Genomic DNA, 15862 nt, shown 5'->3' on the forward strand with positions numbered 1-15862 from the left:
TCATTACTGTGTGAGACTTGATACTTCCGCTTTTACGGCAGATTCCGCAGAATCCACCGTCGCGTCACGCATCAAGCGCCCACACTTATCGGCTGTTAATTTTTAAAGATCATTCGCTCAGAAGCTCTGCTTTCTTCGCGTCCGTCATCTAACGGGAGGCGAATTATGCGATGCGGCCCACACCCCGTCAACCCCTTCGATGCAATTATTTTCGAAAAGTTGAGAAGCGCCGAAAGGAAGGACTTTGAAGGTGGCGGCAAATTAGTTAGTCGTCCGATTTAATCTGGCGCGTCGAGCAAAGCCAGCGAGCGACTAATAGAGAGTGCGGACACCAGATGGGATGGAGCGGGAGCGGACGTGTCCGTCGCACGGTTGGATATTCCTCCTACCAGACGGAAAGTCGCGCAGAGTCTGATGAACTCGCTTTGCGGCCACGCACCTATACAGCAGACCAGAGCCGTCCCGCGAAACTTGTCCACAGAAAAAGTGCGCAAGCCTGTGGATAACCTTCCCACAACCGCGCCAAGTCCTTGATGTAAAGCCATTCTCGCGCGTTGCGCGCCGGGCGCGGCCATCTACCTTCGTGGTCACGCCCGTCTAGCCCAAGATCAAGCCGACCGGGTTACCGCGCCCCCATTCACGCGCATGAAAGCGCCGCGCTCGACCAGCGCGCCGAACAGCAGTCCGATCGTCGTCCACATGATCACCTGCATGCCAATCGCCGCGACGCGGAACTTCCACAGCAGCACGGCAGGGAAAGCCGCCGGCACTTCGTTGAGGTCCGGCATCGACAGTTGCACCGCTGCGATGATCGCCACGAACACCAGTCCCGCGACAATCGAGCCGTTCCATGCGCCGAGCTTCATCACCGCGCGCCGCCGGACTTTCAGCGAGAACACCATCGCCGTCAGCGAGATTGCGATCATCAGGAAGAACAGCCCCGTGCGCATGCCGATCGTCTCGGGGTTGCCGACTGACGGCGGATTCGCCGGGTACTTCATGTTCGGCACGATCACCAGTGCAATGAACGCGCCCAGCGCGAGCCATGCGGATAACGCGCGCGCGCTCATCGCGCCCACTCGTCCATACGCGTAGGCGAATACCAGCGACAACAGGCCGCCGAACGCCGCCCCATACGTCACCACGCCCGTCAGCAAGCCCAGGCCCGCTTGCGTGTCGCGGCTCACGAGTTCGGGTTCGGGCGCATCACCATGCGCAGCCTCGGCCTTTTCTTCGAACGAAATCGCCTGATCGACCTGCGGCTCGCCGACCATTCTGGCGAAGCCGAACGTGAGCAGTCCCGCGGCGATGCCTGCGAGCATCCCGCGCACCAACAATTTACCAACCATGTCCGACTCCGTTAGTGGCAAGGAAAGCCAAGCAGATGGCGGCCGTCGTGCACGAATTCATGCACGTACATGCCGGGCACCAGCGACGTGGCGCCCTGTTCCGCACCGACGAAGTAAAGCGCGAGCAACAGCAACAAGCCGCCGAACACGACCCACGGCAGCAACTCGCGCAGCGGAATCGGCGTGGGTTGGGCGACGGGTTGGGAAGCGGAATCGAAAACAGCTTCGGTCATGAGGACATCTCCTGGGGGTAGCGCGCCCCGAAAGTCGATTGCAGAGGGAATGGTGCGAAGCTCAGGTCTGGCTTTCGGCTAGTGGTGCCGATTACAGTGGCGCGACCGCGCCGGGCTCTCACCGGCTTCCGTGCTTCGCAGCCCCGTTATTCTACGCGCTAAACTTCGGCCTTCGTGAACGTCGGAGGCCGCACGATGCGGGCCGGCGTCGCGTGTCGGCACGGCATCGAGGAAAACGAACGGAATGGACATGCGACTGTTACTGCTGAGCCCCGCATCGACCGCCGCGCAACGCGCAGGCCGCTTTCCCGCCGACGATCCGCTGGACGCGCGCGGCCTCGCCGAAGTCAAAGCCGATGCGACACGTCTGCGTGCTGCGCTTTCCGGCGACGCGGCCGCCTTTGTCAGCCCGGCCACTTGTGCACGCGACACGGCGTCGGCGCTGGGCCTTGCTGCGACCGTCGACGCCGCGCTGGCGGATATCAACTATGGCAACTGGCAGGGAAGGCGCCTCGCCGATCTCGCCATCGAAGCGCCGCAAGAGCTGGCCGCATGGACGCTTGACCCCGACGCCGCGCCACCCGGCGGCGAATCGTTCAGTCAGCTAGTCACGCGAATGGGGCAATGGCTCGACGCGCTCGGCACGCCGGATGAAACTGGCGGCGGAACAACCAATGGAAAGACGAGCGCCGCATCGAGCCGCGCACACACGGTTGTCGCCGTGACGCACGCTCCGCTGCTGCGGGCCGCGATCGTGCATGCGACAGGGGCATCGCCCACGGTGTTTCCGCGCATCGAGATCACGCCGCTCTCGATGGTCGAGTTGCGGCATTCGCAGCGTGGCTGGACATGGCGGCCGGCCTCCCTCTAGCCGCATCCAATCGTAACCGCCAGCCGCCCGACCGCAGCTCCCTCACTTTCCCGACACGACCAGACGCAAACTGTTCGCCCCCGCCGGCGTCAGCGTGATATCGGTCCGCCTGCCCTTCGCGCCCAGATAAAAGTGCTGGCGCCCCGGCGAATTCTGATCATGCGTCGCGTCCGGCAAACACGATGCGATATCCGCCGCCACGGCTTGCAGCGCGTCCAGCTTCGAGCCGGCATCGCCATGCGGCGTCCAAGTGCATTGGAAACTGCGATGACTCGCGGAACATTGCGCGTCGTCGCCATAGGGTTGCGCAACGCCTCTGCCGTCTTCCGGCGTCAACGACGCAAGACCGTCGGGCGCGGCCGACACGATCCGTTTGAGCGCGGCGCACGGGCTGGGCGTATCGTCGGCATACGCGGCACCCGGCAATAACGCGCCGAGCGATGCGGCGGCATAGACAGCGGCAAGTAATCGGAAGTTGTTCATATCGGCGGCAGTCTGGTGAAAAGAGGCCTGGCGGACGGCATTGACGCATTCCCAACCTGCGCTCAACGCGCCAGCACGCGCCATGCCCATGGGCGGCTACAGCGTCATGCGCGCCACCACCCCGCGTATGTCCCTCCCGCGCCGCAGCTCCGCAATAACCCGCTCCCCGCACTAATGGCACACAACTTGCGTCCCCGCCGTACCGGCCCAGAGAATTCCGCCACCCATACCGACGCACACCGCTACGCCATGTCAAACAAAATTGCCGCCGACACCCCGGCCCGCCTTTCCAGCGGCATCGAAGGAATCGACAACATTCTGGGGGGAGGTCTCACACCCAACCGTATGTACCTGGTGGAAGGCGAACCGGGTACCGGTAAAACCACCTTGGCCTTGCAATTCCTACTCAAGGGCGTCGAGGAAGGCCAGACCGGCCTGTACATCACGCTCTCCGAAACCCGCTCCGAGCTGGTCTCGGTCGGCGAAAGCCACGGCTGGGACGTCAGCCGCTTCTCGATCCTCGAGTTGCTCTCCGACGAAGGCCTCGGCCCGCAATACGAGCAGACCGTGCTGCACCCAGCGGAAGTCGAGCTAGGCGAAACCGTGCGCAATGTGATCGAGCAGGTCGAAGAACTCAAACCCGCGCGCATCGTGCTCGACAGTCTCTCCGAACTGCGTCTGCTTTCGCAGAACCCGCTGCGCTACCGCCGGCAGATTCTCGCGCTCAAACGTTATTTCGCGACCCGTGAATGCACGGTGCTGCTGCTCGACGACAATTCGTCGGATCCCGGCGACGTGCAACTGCACAGCATCGCGCACGGCGTGATTACGCTCGACAACCTCGCGCACGACTACGGCGGCAACCGGCGCCGCGCACGCATCGCGAAGATGCGCGGCATCAAGTTCCGCGAGGGCTTTCACGACTTCACGCTCGACACGGGCGGCATCCACGTCTATCCGCGCCTCGTCGCGGCCGAACATCACGCCGAATTCGACGCGGCACCGGTCAGCACCGGCACGGCCGGTCTCGATGCGCTGCTCGGCGGCGGGCTGATTCCCGGCACCAATGCGCTGATGATCGGCCCGTCGGGAGTCGGCAAGACCACCACCGTGGTGTCGTGCCTGATCGCCGCGCTCGAGCGCGGCGAGCGCTGCGTCTACTACGTGTTCGACGAAACGTTGACCACGCTGACGATCCGCTGCGCGACGCTCGGCATGCAGCTCTCGCCACACGTCAAGAGCGGCCTGCTGACGCTGCGCCAGATCGATCCGGCGGAAATCTCGCCGGGCGAATTCGCGAGCGACGTGCGCGACGCGGTCGAACAACGGGGCGCGCGCTATGTCGCAATCGACAGCCTGAACGCGTATCTCCAGGCGATGCCCGGCGAGCGCTACCTGCTATTGCAAATGCACGAACTGCTCGGCTACCTGAACCAGCAAGGCATTATCACGATGCTGGTGTTGGGGCAGCACGGCATCATCGGCGAAGTGCAGAACGATCTCGACATCAGCTATCTCAGCGACGTCGTCGTGCTGTTCCGCTACTTCGAGCACCACGGCGAAGTGCTGACGGCCGTGACCGCCGTGAAGAGCCGCGCGAACGCGCACGAACGCTCGATCCGCCAGTTCCGGCTCGGCAGGGACGGCGTGGAAGTGGGCGAAGCGCTGCGCGACTTCGAGGGCGTGCTCTCCGGCTTGCCGTCCTATCGCGGCAGCACCGCTCTGCTCGGCGTGCCGGATCGCGTCATCGAAACGTTGGGGCGGTAAGGTCATGGAGCAACGCGTCCTCATCCTGGCGCCGTTCGGCCGCGACGCCGAGGTGATCGCCGAAGTCCTGCACAAGGACGAGCGAGTGTGCGTGCGATGCCGCGACGCCGACGCGCTCACCACCGCGCTCGACGCCGGCGCAGGCGCCGCGCTGATCGCCGAGGAAGCGCTCGCCGGCGGCCATGCGTCGCGCCTGTTCGCATGGCTCGAAAGACAGCCGGCGTGGTCCGACTTCCCGTTCATCCTGCTCGCCGCGTCGCGCGTCGGGCATCGCTCCGCGCGCGGGCTGGAAGTGCTCGAACGGCTCGGCAACGTGGTCGTGCTCGAACGTCCGTTGAATTCGGAAACGCTGCGGCGGGCAGTGGCCTCGTCACTGCGGGCGCGCGCGCGGCAGTATGAATCGCGCCGCCATCTGGCCGAACGGATCGAAGCGCAAGCGGCGCTGGTGCAGCTGAACGATTCGCTGGAAAGCCGCATCGCCGAACGCACGCATGAGCTCGCGTCCGCCAATAACCGGCTGATGATGGAGATTCACGAGCGCGCCAAAGTGCAGGCGGTGCTGGTGCAATCGCAGAAGATGGAAGCGCTCGGGCAGTTGACCGGCGGCATCGCGCATGACTTCAACAATCTGCTGAACGTGATCATGGTCAACGCGGAACTGATCGCGCGGGTCAGTGCCGACGAGCGCATTCGCGGCATGGCCGCCACCGTCAAACGCGCGACCGAACGCGGCGCGAAACTGACGGGCCAGCTGCTGACCTTCTCCCGCAACAGCAACCTCGATCTGAAAGCGGTGGACGTGGTCGCGTTGCTGCATGGCATGCGCGACATCATCACGGTATCGCTCGGGTCGAGCATCCGCTACACCAACGAGTTCGACAGCGGCGAGATGTGGACTCAGGCCGATGCCAATCAGCTCGAACTGGCGATCCTCAATCTCGCGATCAACGCGCGCGACGCGATGCCGGCCGGCGGCCAGCTCAAGATCCGCGTGCGCGAGCGCGCGGCACCCGACCCGACGCTCGACGACGGCCGTTACGTGGTGGTCGAAGTCGTCGATACCGGCTCGGGCGTGCCGCCCGACGTGGTATCGCGCGTATTCGATCCGTTCTTCACCACCAAGCCGATCGGCAAGGGCACGGGACTCGGCCTGAGTCAGGTCTATGGCATCGCGCGGCAGGCGGGCGGCACCGCGCGGCTCTTCAGCGAGGAAGGCGCGGGCACCACGGTGGAGCTCTGGCTGCCGCTGCGCGAACGCGAAGCCCCGCAGACCGAAGCGGCATCCGATGCCGAAGCGAATGCCGTCGGCGAGAAGCGCGTGCTGGTGGTCGAGGACGACAGCGAGGTGCGCGCCATGCTGGTCGAGTCGCTGAGAATGCTCGGCTATACGGTGACCGAAGCCGCGGACGGCCAGGCCGGCCTGAACCGCCTACAGGACGACAAGCCCGATTTGCTGATGGTCGACTTCGCGATGCCTGGCATGAACGGTATCGACGTCATCGCCGCCGCGCGCGCGATGCGCGAGGACTTGCCGGTGATTCTCGCGACCGGTTATGCCGACGTGGATATTTCCGGTCTGGCGGTGAAGCGCTGCACGATTCTGCGCAAACCGTTTCAGCTCGACGATCTCGCGCGGACCGTACGGCTCGGGCTCGCGGCTTGAGCGAGAGGCTTGAGCACGGCGTGCTAGCCGGGGCACGGCACCCCATGCCGCAAGGTGGGTGCTGACGACGTCCCGGCTCGCATACCTTTGCAACCGGCGCGGTCGGCATGCATTCATGCTCCGCGCATGGACCGTTCTTACCGCCGGCGCGGTCCGCCCTCCGCTTCCGCAAACTTCCCCCGGCCGAAAAATTTCCAATTCAATAGGTTGCTAACGAATGTTTTGGAAAATACAATACCGCGCATGCCGAATCTCGACACTCTCCGCCGCACCGTCAGCAGCACCCTGGTTGTCGCTGCCAGAAAGTGGCGGCGCACGAGCCACGGCGTGCTGGCGGCGTTCAACGTGTCCGAGGCGTGCGCCACGCCGCTCCTGACCGCCAGCCGGCTCGGCGCGGCGGTGCGCCAGGTGACGCTCGCCGATCACGTCGGCATCGAGGGGCCTTCGCTCGTGCGGCTGCTCGATCAACTGTGCGCAGCGGGCCTGATGCGCCGGGAAGAAGACCCCGAAGACCGCCGCGCGAAAACTGTGGCGCTTACGGATGAAGGCCGCGCTGTCACCGCGAAAATGGAAGAAGAACTGGTCACGTTGCGGGCGCACGCGCTCAAGGGCGTGTCGCGCAGCGATCTCGAAGCGGCCTTGCGCGTGCTCGATGCCTTCACGAACGACGCGGCCGAACGGGCCGAGCAGGGCGGCAGCGAGCGCGCCCAGCCCGGCCAACCGATGCAACAGGCGCGACGCACGCAAGCTGCGCAAGCCTCGCAACAAGCTCGACACGCGCAGCAAAAGCAACGCACGCAGCAGCCCCAACAAACACCGGCCAAGCTTCCGCCAGCAGCCGGCAAGACTCGCAAAGCCGCCAAAGCGCCCGCGTCCAACAAAGGCAAAGCAGACGCAGCGGCGCCGCATCACGCCGGTGATCCGGCATAACGGCACATGGCCTATCCCACCCTGCGTGACTGGCTGTTCTCGGTCAAGACCTTTGCCGCGGCCATGCTTGCGCTCTACATCGGCCTCGCGTTCGAACTGCCGCGGCCGTACTGGGCGATGGCCACGGTCTATATCGTGTCGAATCCGTTCGTCGGCGCAACGCGTTCGAAGGCGCTGTATCGCGCGCTCGGCACGGCGCTCGGCGCCGCGGCCGCCGTGCTGCTGGTGCCGCCCTTCGTCGAATCGCCGTATCTCTTCAGCGTGATCGTCGCGCTGTGGACCGGCACGCTGCTCTACCTCGCGGTATCCGACCGGACCGCGCGCAGTTACGTGTTCATGCTGGCCGCCTATACGATGCCGATCATCGCGCTGCCCTCGGTGATGAACCCGGCCGGCGTGTTCGACCTCGCGATCAGCCGTACCGAGGAGATCACGCTCGGCATCGTCTGCGCGAGCATCGTCGGCAGTTCGCTGTTTCCGAGCCGCCTCGCGCCGACCATCATCGAGCGCACCGACGCGTGGTTTCGCGACGCCGCGTTCTATGCGACCGAAACGCTGTCGGGACGCATCGCCGGCTCGGCGATCTCGGGCGCGCGTCAGCGGCTCGCCAGCACCATCAACGGTCTGGAATTGCTGCTGAGCCAGCTCGCTTACGATCACACGCGGCCGGACGTGCTGGCGCGCGCCCACGAACTGCGCGGACGCATGCAACTGCTGCTGCCGATCATGTCGTCGCTCGCCGATCCGCTGATCGCGCTCTACAACAGCGGTCGCCAGAGCTGGCCCGAAGGGCTCGAAGCGCTGCTCGCCGATGTGATCAAGTGGTTCAACGAACCGCTGCCCGCCGTCAGCGAGGGCTATCATCCCGACGCCAGCGCCGACGCGCTGCGCGAGCGCATCGCGGCCATGCGCCCGCCCGCTGCCGCGCTCGCGAGCTGGGACGGCGCGTTGTTGTCGAACGCACTGTGGCGCATGAAGCAGGTGGTCGACGTGTGGCAGGACTGCCGTTCGCTGCGCATCATCATCACGCGAGAAGAAGGTTCGTGGCGGCCGCATTTCCGCCACTGGCGCCTGGGCGGCACCCAGCGCTTCTACGACCGCGGCATCATGCTGTTCGCCACCGTGTCGGCGGGACTCGCCGTGGTGCTCGCGTGCAGCCTGTGGATCAGCTCGGGCTGGAACGACGGCGCCAGCGCGGTGACACTCGCGGCGGTGGCCTGCTGCTTCTTCGCGGCCCTCGACGAACCCGCACCGATGGTGTTCCGCTTCTTCCTCGCCACCGGCATCAGCGTGCTGGTGGCGGGCGTCTATCTGTTCGCGGTGCTGCCGCACGTGCACGACTTTCCGATGCTGGTGATCCTGTTCGCCGCGCCGTTCATCCTGGTGGGCACGCTGATCCCGCGTCCACAGTTCAATATGGCGACCGTGCTGGTGGCGGTGAACACGGCTACGTTCATCAGCATTCAGGACGCGTACGACGCGAACTTCCTTACGTTCATGAACGCCAATCTCGCGGGCCTTGCCGGCCTGCTGTATGCGTACCTATGGACCCGCGTGACGCGCCCGTTCGGCGCCGAACTCGCCGCGTCACGGCTCTTGCGTTCGAGCTGGGCCGACGTCGCGCTCACGGCTTCGACGCTGCCGATCGAAGACCCGCGCAATCTCGCCGCGCGCATGCTCGACCGCCTGATGCAACTGATCCCGCGTCTGGCCGCCACCGACGATCACCGCCACCCGTCGATCGAAAGCTTCCGCGATCTGCGCATCGGCTTCAACGCGCTCGACCTGCGCCGCCTGACCGGCAAACTCGGCGGCGAAGCACCGGCGGCGATCGCCCACGTGCTCGATGGAGTGCGTACTTACTACGAGAGCTGCGTCAATCGCCGCAAGCGCGAGCCGGTACCCGAGAGCCTGATGCGGTCGATCGATGCCGCGGTCGCGCGGGTGATCTCACAGGGGCTCGCCAACGCGGCGGCGCCCACCGCCACTTCGCCGACCTCGGCCCGTCAGTTGCGCGACGCGCTGCACGCGCTGATCGGCTTGCGTCTTTCGCTGTTTCCGGCGACGCTGACGTCACCGACGCCGCCCGAACCGGAGACCGCAGCCTGATGCGCCCGTCCTGCCACCCGTTCCACCTTCCTGACTCCTCGCGATGATCGGTGAAATCGATATCTTCGGCGTGTTCGTGCCGGCCGTGCTCGTGCTGATGTTCGTCGCCTATCTGATCAACGTGGTGATCCGCACGGTGCTCGCACGCGTCGGTTTTTACCGCTTCGTCTGGCATCGCTCCATCTTCGATCTCGGCATCTATGTGCTGGTGCTGGGCCTTGTCGTTGTCGTTTCGCACAGACTAATAACGTGAAAAAAACCTGGTTCTCCGTCGGTCAGATTGTGCTGACCCTGATCGTGGTCGTGGTGGCAGCCTTCGTGCTGTGGAAACTCGTCGCCTATTACATGTTCGCGCCGTGGACCCGCGACGGACACGTACGCGCCGACGTGATCCAGGTCGCGCCGGATATCTCGGGGCTGATCTCGTCGGTCGAGGTGGTGGACAACCAGCAGGTCAAGCAAGGCCAGGTGCTGTTCGTGATCGACCAGGCCCGCTACACGCTCGCGCTGCGCCAGGCGCAGGCCACCGCGCAGCAGCGGCGCGCGACGCTCGATCAGGCGCGCCGGGAAGATGCGCGCAACCGCAAGCTCGGCAACCTGGTCGCCGCCGAGGTCGCGGAAGAAAGCCGCTCGCGCGTCGAGGCGGGCGAAGCCGCGCTCGCCGATGCGAACGTGGCGATCGACACCGCGAGGCTGAACCTGCAACGCGCGACGATCGTGAGCCCGGTCGACGGTTATCTGAACGATCGCGCGCCGCGCACCGGCGAATTCGTCGCGGCGGGCCGCGCGGTGGTCGCGGTGGTGGACATGCATTCGTTCCGCGTCGACGGCTATTTCGAGGAAACCAAGCTGCGCGGCATCGACATCGGCCAGCCGGTCGACATCAGGGTCATGGGCGAGCCGGCCGCGTTGCGCGGGCACGTGCAGAGCATCGTCGCCGGCATCGAGGACCGCGACCGCACACAAGGCTCGAATCTGCTGCCGAACGTGAATCCGGCGTTCAGCTGGGTGCGGCTCGCGCAGCGCATTCCGGTGCGCGTCGCGCTCGATGAAATACCCGCTGATTTCCGGATGATCGCCGGCCGCACCGCGACGGTGTCGGTGCGCGATCTGTCGCCGGTGAGGAGGCGCGGTGCTGTGGGTGCTTCGGGTGCTTCCGCTGCGGTTGATGCTCGGGCGCCGGCTGCGTCGGCGGTGACGGGTGCGTCGGCTACGCAGCCGGCGTCGGCGACGATTTCGTCGGGCGCCTCGCAATGAAGCTGTCGCCAGGCCTGTCCTCCCTGTCCTCTCTGCCGCTGTGGCCCCTGCTGCCGCTGTTGCCGCTCGCCGTCGTGCTCAATGGCTGCATGACCGTCGGCCCGAACTATTCGTTGCCGCAACAGGCGCTCGTCAACGCGCCGCTTGCGAATGCACCGCTCGAAGGCGCCGACCCGGCGCTGACCTCGGCCCGCAACGTGCCCACCGTGTGGTGGAAGCTGTACGACGACCCGGTGCTGAACGGTCTCGTCGACGAAGCGCTGCAATCGAACACCGACTTGCGCGTCGCGGCGGCGAATCTCGCGCGCTCGCGCGAAGCGCTGGGCGTCGCGCAGGCGCAGGGCGGCTTCTCCGGCAAGGCGTCGGCGGAGGTCCAGCGCGCGCAGGAATCGGCCGAACAGTACCTGCTGTTCGAGAAACTGCCGGTCGCCAACGAGGGTAACTTCGGTATCAGCATCTCGTATGAATTCGATCTGTTCGGCAAGCTGCGGCGCGGCGTGGAAGCGGCGCAGGCGGACACCCAGTCCGTGCAGGCCGCCGGCGACCTCGCGCGGATCACCGTGGTGGCGGACGTGGTGCGCTCTTACGTCGAACAATGCTCGGCGGCCGAGGAACTCAGGATCGCGCAACAGTCGCTCGGCTTGCAGAAGCAGCGCGTGGACGTGTCGCGGCGTCTGCGTGACGCGGGCCGTGGCAACCAGCCCGACGTGACGCGCGGCCAGACTCAGGTGGATACGTTGTCGGCGGATATTCCGCGCTACACGGCGCGCCGCAAGATCGCGCAATATCGGCTCGCCGCGCTGCTCGCCCGCGCACCGTCCGACCTGCCGCCGGCCGTGCTGGCTTGCGAGCGGCTGCCGCAAATCCGCCAGCCGATTCCGGTCGGCGACGGCGCCGCGCTGCTCAAGCGCCGTCCGGACGTGCGCGAAGCGGAGCGTCAACTGGCGGCGTCGACGGCGCGCATTGGTGTCGCCACGGGAGCGCTGTATCCGACGATCAGCCTCGGTGCGTCAGCGGGCTACACCGGGATTCTCGAGGACATCCCCACGTTGCCCACGGCGCGTTGGGCGTTCGGTCCGCTGATCAACTGGAATTTCCCCACCAACGGCGCGCGTGGTCGCGTGCGTGAGGCGGAGGCGTCGAGCGAAGTGGCGCTCGCGAAATTCGACGGCGTGGTGCTGACCGCACTGCGCGAGACCGAAACCAATCTCGCGACCTACGCCTCCGACTACGCGCGCGCCGAATCATTGCGCGCCGCATTGAAGTCGGCGACCGAGTCGGCGGATGAAACGCATCGGCTATATCGCGCCGGGCGCGAATCCTTCGTCTCGGACCTGGACGCGACGCGCACGCTGACCTCGGTGAAGTCTCAGGTCGCGACCGCCGAAGGCCAGGTGGCGATCGACCAGGTGAACCTGTTCCTCGCGCTCGGCGGCGGATGGGAAATGGATGCGCAGAGCGCGCCCGCGGTGTCTTCGCCTCAGGCCACAGGACCCGCGGCGAAGACCATACCGACCGCGGCGACGGCGACCGCGGCCAAAGCGCCCTGATGCTTACGAATTATTTTTGACTAGCTTTCTTTTGCCTTTCATTTACGGTTAAATACACGACACCAACCACACATTACGGGGTCACGTATGTCGCCATTCATGCAAGGCGCAGTCACGCTGGGCGGATGTATCGGCATCTTCACGGCGGTGGTCGCCGTGGTCGAGATGCTGGCGAATTGAGCCCGTACGGCATCTGCCGGCACTCGCGCAGTCTTTGCGGAGGACGCGCCGGCGGCATTAAGCCTGCCGGCGCTTCGCGGCCGCCTGGTGGATCGCCGCCCGCACCCGCGGATACGTGCCGCAACGGCACACGATGTTCGACATCGCCGCGTCGATATCCGCATCGGTCGGATTCGGTATGCGCTTGAGCAGCGCGCACGCCGCCATCAGTTGCGCGCTTTGGCAATAACCGCATTGCACCACGTCGAGATCGATCCACGCCGCTTTCAACGCTTGCGCTTCGGCGCCCTGCACGCCTTCGATGGTCGTGATTTTCTGCGTGTAGCCCACGCAAGACATCGTCGTCTGACACGCGAGGCAGGCGGCGCCATCCAGATGGATCGTGCACGCGCCGCAAATCCCCACGCCGCAGCCGAACTTGGTGCCGGTCATGCCGAGTTCGCAGCGCAGCGCCCACAGCAGCGGCATGTCCGGCTCGGCGTGCACCGCCACCGCGCGGCCGTTGATGTTCAGCGCCCCCTTGCTTGCCTGCTGCCGCGGCGCAACCTTGCATCCTTGCGGATTCGAAGCCGTTACGGGCAGTTTTTCGAGCCGCAACGGGAGCGTGCGCAAACGCGTGCCGGTCAGCATGAACACCGCATTGGCGAGCGCCGGTGCGATCGGCGGCACGGCCGGCTCGCCGACGCCTTGCGGGTGCATCCGGCTCGGCATGATGTCGGTTTTGATCACCGGACAATCGTTCATCCGCACGACTGGGAAATCGACGAAGTTCTTCTGTTGCACCTGGCCCTTGACGATCGAGACCTCGTCCTGCAACGCGGCCGACAGACCGAACACGATCCCGCTTTCCATCTGCTGACAGATCAGGTTCGGATTCACGGGCAGTCCGCAATCGATCACGCACACCACCCGATGCACGCGAATCTGCCGCTTCGGCCCGAGCGACACCTCCGCCACCTGCGCGACCACACTGCCGAACGCCTCGTGCAACGCAACGCCGCGCGCACACGGCGCACCGTCAGCGGCGGGCTTCATCGGCTGTCCCCACTCCGACAACTCGGCGACACGCTTCAATACCGCCAGATGGCGCGGATGCTCCGCGAGCAGCGCCGCGCGGAACGCGATCGCGTCCTGGCCGGCTGCGGCCGCGAGCTCATCGGTGAAGCTCTCGGTGAAGAACGCCTGGTGCGAATGGCCGACCGAGCGCCAGAAGCCGACCGGCACCGGCAGCTCGACGATCTTATGCGCGACGCGCGCGGCGGGCCATTCGTACGGCTGATCGAACGCGCCTTCGCAGGTGGTTTTGTCGATGGGAATGCGCGGCACGCCGTAGTAGCGCGCGAGCGATTCCGGCACGATCGCCTGACTCGCCGACGTGCTGCGCCACGCGAGCACTTTGCCGTGTTCGTCGAGGCCGGCCTTGAGCCGCGACACGCACGCGGGCCGATAGAAGTCGTGCGTGAAATCCTGCGCGCGTGACCATATGGTCTGCACCGGATGGCCGCCGCCTTCGCGCGCAATCACGGCGGCCTGTACGATGAAATCGAATTCCAGCCGCCGGCCGAACGCGCCGCCGAGCAGTTGCGTCTGCAAGTCGACCTTGTCGGCGTCGATGTCGAGCACTTTGGCCACGTGCTGCCGCGCGAGCGCGGGCATTTGTGTGGAGACCCAGACGGTGGCCGCGCCGTCCGCGACCTGCGCAGTGCAGTTGACCGGCTCGACCGCGCCGTGCGCGAGATACGGCGCGTGATACTCGGCATCGATGACACGCGCCGCGCCACTCAAGGCGGCATCGACGTCGCCGCGATGAAAGTAGGTGTGGCCGTTGCTGTCGTCGAGCGCCTGCGCAAGACGCCGGTCTACGTCCGCGCTCGATACGGTCGCGGCGGCGCCATCGTGCCAGCTCACGTCGATCTTCTCGACCGCGTTCATCGCGCGATACGGGTTGTCCGCGATCACCGCGACGCCGCCGCTGCCGCCGCTATACGGCGCGAAGGCCAGCGCCTTGATAAAGCCCGGCATCTTTCGGGCGGCTGTCTCGTCGAAATGCGCGACCGAGCCGCCGAGCGTCGGGCACATCACGACGCCCGCGTACAACAGGCCGTCGGGCAGCGCGTCGATGCCGAAGCGCGCCGCGCCGTTGATCTTCGACGCGGCCTCGATGCGGCGGATGGGTTGGCCGATCAGCTTGAAGTCAGCGGGATTCTTCAACTCCACCTTGCGCGGGAACGCTTGCAGCGTAGCCATCGACGACAACTCGCCGAAGCTCGCCTTATGGCCCGGCCCATGCAGCACGTAGCCATTCTCCGTGCGGCATTCGGCGGCAGGCACCTTCCATTGCTCGGCCGCCGCGCCGATCAGCATCATGCGCGCCGACGCCCCGGCTTCGCGCATCGGCGTCCAGAGATCGTTGATGCTCGACGAGCCGCCCGTCATCATCGTGCCGGCCTCACGCACCGCTTTGCGGGCGAACCAGATCGTCGTGCGCTTGAACGCGCTGTCGTCATCGGGGCGAAACGGCAGATCGTCGATGATGTTCTGCACGCTGTTGTAGATCTTGTCGATCGGCGCTTCCTCGACCCGAACCCGCGACCAGTCGGCGTCGAGTTCCTCGGCGAGCAGCATCGCGAGGCCGGTGTGCACGCCTTGCCCCATTTCCGCCTTGCTCATCATGATCGTCACGGTGTTGTCGGCGGCGATCTTGACCCAGCCGTTGAGCGCGACTTGTGAGCCTTGGGTGGGCAGCGGCGTCGACGTGTTCAGCCGCTGGCGCGGCGGCAACACCCCCCAGCCGACCAGCAACGCGCCCACCGCGCCGGCGCCGCCGAGCAGGAACGTTCTGCGCTTTAACATGACATGGCTCGATCAGCTTGCACGGCGACAAGGAAGCTGCGAAAGCGCGGCTGCGCGCGCGGCGGTGTTTTGCGGAATAGTAATAAGACGGAACAGCGGGCGGAAGACTTAAATTCGCGTGTTCAAGTCGCAAGGGTGCGGGGCGGGGGATCAGGCGGTTGCTGCGGGGAAGGGGTTAATCGTGGGGTGTTTCATTAACTCATCGGTCACGATTCGCGCGGCGCGTCGGACTCGCGGCGAGCACGCGTTGGAAAAACGCTTTGCCGCGGCCTTATTGCGACGTTTCTGAAGCAGGATGTCGAGTTCGACACAGTGCTGGTCGACGGCCCACCCTATTAGGTAAAGCTCGCCGCGCAACGTAATCGACATTTCAGAACCTGTTTCCGATCCTTAGAATCCGAGCGAAATTGCCGGCTCGGCCCGAAGCACGAGAGAAATCTTTGTTTGTGTTTCGGGTCGCGAACGCCGCGCTCGCCTCGAAGGAAGACCCTCGGTCCTTCGCGGAGATCCTCCGCAGCCTTCATGCGATGGCCGCTAACTTGACAATGCCGGCGGGCGCAAATACAGGGTGTGTCGGGCGACGCACCCTGTGAGCGCTGCGGTTTTCAGCTTCAGCT

The 15862-nt window shown here is 65.6% G+C and carries 13 protein-coding genes, 1 pseudogene and 1 riboswitch; of the genes and pseudogenes, 8 read left to right on the forward strand and 6 right to left on the reverse strand.

Annotated features, from left to right (window positions below; genetic code table 11):
• Positions 1-608 precede the first annotated feature (608 nt).
• The gene (locus tag HV770_RS31560) at positions 609-1349 is read right to left on the reverse strand and encodes a CbtA family protein (protein ID WP_175165432.1); all 741 of its coding nucleotides are present in this window, start codon (positions 1347-1349) and stop codon (positions 609-611) included.
• A gap of 11 nt (positions 1350-1360) precedes the next feature.
• Positions 1361-1582, reverse strand: a complete 222-nt coding sequence (locus HV770_RS31565) for a CbtB domain-containing protein (protein WP_121320359.1) — start codon at positions 1580-1582, stop codon at positions 1361-1363.
• Between the two features lie 53 nt (positions 1583-1635).
• Positions 1636-1722: riboswitch (adenosylcobalamin (AdoCbl) riboswitch) on the reverse strand.
• A 104-nt stretch (positions 1723-1826) separates the two neighbouring features.
• Between HV770_RS31565 and HV770_RS31570 the strand changes: the two genes are divergently transcribed.
• The gene (locus tag HV770_RS31570) at positions 1827-2453 is read left to right on the forward strand and encodes a histidine phosphatase family protein (RefSeq protein ID WP_175165433.1); all 627 of its coding nucleotides are present in this window, start codon (positions 1827-1829) and stop codon (positions 2451-2453) included.
• A 42-nt stretch (positions 2454-2495) separates the two neighbouring features.
• Here the strand turns inward: HV770_RS31570 and HV770_RS31575 are convergent, their stop codons facing one another.
• Positions 2496-2936, reverse strand: a complete 441-nt coding sequence (locus HV770_RS31575; RefSeq protein WP_175165434.1) for a hypothetical protein — start codon at positions 2934-2936, stop codon at positions 2496-2498.
• A 249-nt stretch (positions 2937-3185) separates the two neighbouring features.
• Between HV770_RS31575 and HV770_RS31580 the strand changes: the two genes are divergently transcribed.
• The 7 genes from HV770_RS31580 to HV770_RS31610 all read left to right on the forward strand — a co-directional run bounded on the left by HV770_RS31580 (position 3186) and on the right by HV770_RS31610 (position 12212).
• The gene (locus tag HV770_RS31580; protein WP_175165435.1) at positions 3186-4703 is read left to right on the forward strand and encodes an ATPase domain-containing protein; all 1518 of its coding nucleotides are present in this window, start codon (positions 3186-3188) and stop codon (positions 4701-4703) included.
• A gap of 4 nt (positions 4704-4707) precedes the next feature.
• Positions 4708-6366 carry an ATP-binding protein gene (locus tag HV770_RS31585; protein WP_175165436.1) on the forward strand — a complete coding sequence of 553 codons (1659 nt, stop codon included), beginning with the start codon at positions 4708-4710 and terminating at the stop codon, positions 6364-6366.
• 243 nt (positions 6367-6609) lie between these two features.
• Entirely contained in the window at positions 6610-7296 is a 687-nt protein-coding gene (locus HV770_RS31590; protein WP_175165437.1) for a MarR family winged helix-turn-helix transcriptional regulator, read from the forward strand.
• A gap of 6 nt (positions 7297-7302) precedes the next feature.
• Positions 7303-9405 carry an FUSC family protein gene (locus HV770_RS31595; protein ID WP_175165438.1) on the forward strand — a complete coding sequence of 701 codons (2103 nt, stop codon included), beginning with the start codon at positions 7303-7305 and terminating at the stop codon, positions 9403-9405.
• 43 nt (positions 9406-9448) lie between these two features.
• Positions 9449-9658 carry a DUF1656 domain-containing protein gene (locus HV770_RS31600; protein WP_175165439.1) on the forward strand — a complete coding sequence of 70 codons (210 nt, stop codon included), beginning with the start codon at positions 9449-9451 and terminating at the stop codon, positions 9656-9658.
• A complete protein-coding gene (locus tag HV770_RS31605) occupies positions 9655-10662 on the forward strand; it encodes an efflux RND transporter periplasmic adaptor subunit (RefSeq protein WP_175165440.1) in 1008 nt (335 codons plus the stop codon). Before HV770_RS31600 ends, HV770_RS31605 begins: the two co-directional genes overlap by 4 nt.
• Entirely contained in the window at positions 10659-12212 is a 1554-nt protein-coding gene (locus HV770_RS31610; protein WP_175165441.1) for an efflux transporter outer membrane subunit, read from the forward strand. Before HV770_RS31605 ends, HV770_RS31610 begins: the two co-directional genes overlap by 4 nt.
• A gap of 237 nt (positions 12213-12449) precedes the next feature.
• On the opposite strand, the gene HV770_RS39045 is transcribed toward HV770_RS31610, so the two are convergent.
• From HV770_RS39045 to HV770_RS39050, 3 genes and pseudogenes are all read right to left on the reverse strand, one after another.
• Complete coding sequence (locus HV770_RS39045; RefSeq protein ID WP_281366247.1) at positions 12450-13004, reverse strand: (2Fe-2S)-binding protein; 555 nt, start codon at positions 13002-13004, stop codon at positions 12450-12452.
• Positions 12981-15245 (reverse strand): annotated as a pseudogene (locus tag HV770_RS31615) (xanthine dehydrogenase family protein molybdopterin-binding subunit); the annotation flags it as partial. The gene HV770_RS39045 and the pseudogene HV770_RS31615, both read right to left, overlap by 24 nt.
• Before the next feature lie 150 nt (positions 15246-15395).
• On the reverse strand, positions 15396-15614 hold the full coding sequence (locus HV770_RS39050; protein WP_425497509.1) for a DDE-type integrase/transposase/recombinase: 219 nt from the start codon (positions 15612-15614) through the stop codon (positions 15396-15398).
• Positions 15615-15862: the final 248 nt, after the last annotated feature.

It is taken from the genome of Paraburkholderia fynbosensis (genome assembly GCF_902859935.1).
In the GTDB taxonomy this organism is placed as follows: domain Bacteria; phylum Pseudomonadota; class Gammaproteobacteria; order Burkholderiales; family Burkholderiaceae; genus Paraburkholderia; species Paraburkholderia fynbosensis.

Excerpts from the sequence above, each read along its gene's own strand:
- HV770_RS31560 (WP_175165432.1), bottom strand. The coding sequence starts at position 1,349 with ATGGTTGGTAAATTGTTGGTGCGCGGGATGCTCGCAGGCATCGCCGCG.
- HV770_RS31565 (WP_121320359.1), bottom strand. The coding sequence starts at position 1,582 with ATGACCGAAGCTGTTTTCGATTCCGCTTCCCAACCCGTCGCCCAACCC.
- HV770_RS31570 (WP_175165433.1), top strand. The coding sequence starts at position 1,827 with ATGGACATGCGACTGTTACTGCTGAGCCCCGCATCGACCGCCGCGCAA.
- HV770_RS31575 (WP_175165434.1), bottom strand. The coding sequence starts at position 2,936 with ATGAACAACTTCCGATTACTTGCCGCTGTCTATGCCGCCGCATCGCTC.
- HV770_RS31580 (WP_175165435.1), top strand. The coding sequence starts at position 3,186 with ATGTCAAACAAAATTGCCGCCGACACCCCGGCCCGCCTTTCCAGCGGC.
- HV770_RS31585 (WP_175165436.1), top strand. The coding sequence starts at position 4,708 with ATGGAGCAACGCGTCCTCATCCTGGCGCCGTTCGGCCGCGACGCCGAG.
- HV770_RS31590 (WP_175165437.1), top strand. The coding sequence starts at position 6,610 with ATGCCGAATCTCGACACTCTCCGCCGCACCGTCAGCAGCACCCTGGTT.
- HV770_RS31595 (WP_175165438.1), top strand. The coding sequence starts at position 7,303 with ATGGCCTATCCCACCCTGCGTGACTGGCTGTTCTCGGTCAAGACCTTT.
- HV770_RS31600 (WP_175165439.1), top strand. The coding sequence starts at position 9,449 with ATGATCGGTGAAATCGATATCTTCGGCGTGTTCGTGCCGGCCGTGCTC.
- HV770_RS31610 (WP_175165441.1), top strand. The coding sequence starts at position 10,659 with ATGAAGCTGTCGCCAGGCCTGTCCTCCCTGTCCTCTCTGCCGCTGTGG.
- HV770_RS39050 (WP_425497509.1), bottom strand. The coding sequence starts at position 15,614 with ATGTCGATTACGTTGCGCGGCGAGCTTTACCTAATAGGGTGGGCCGTC.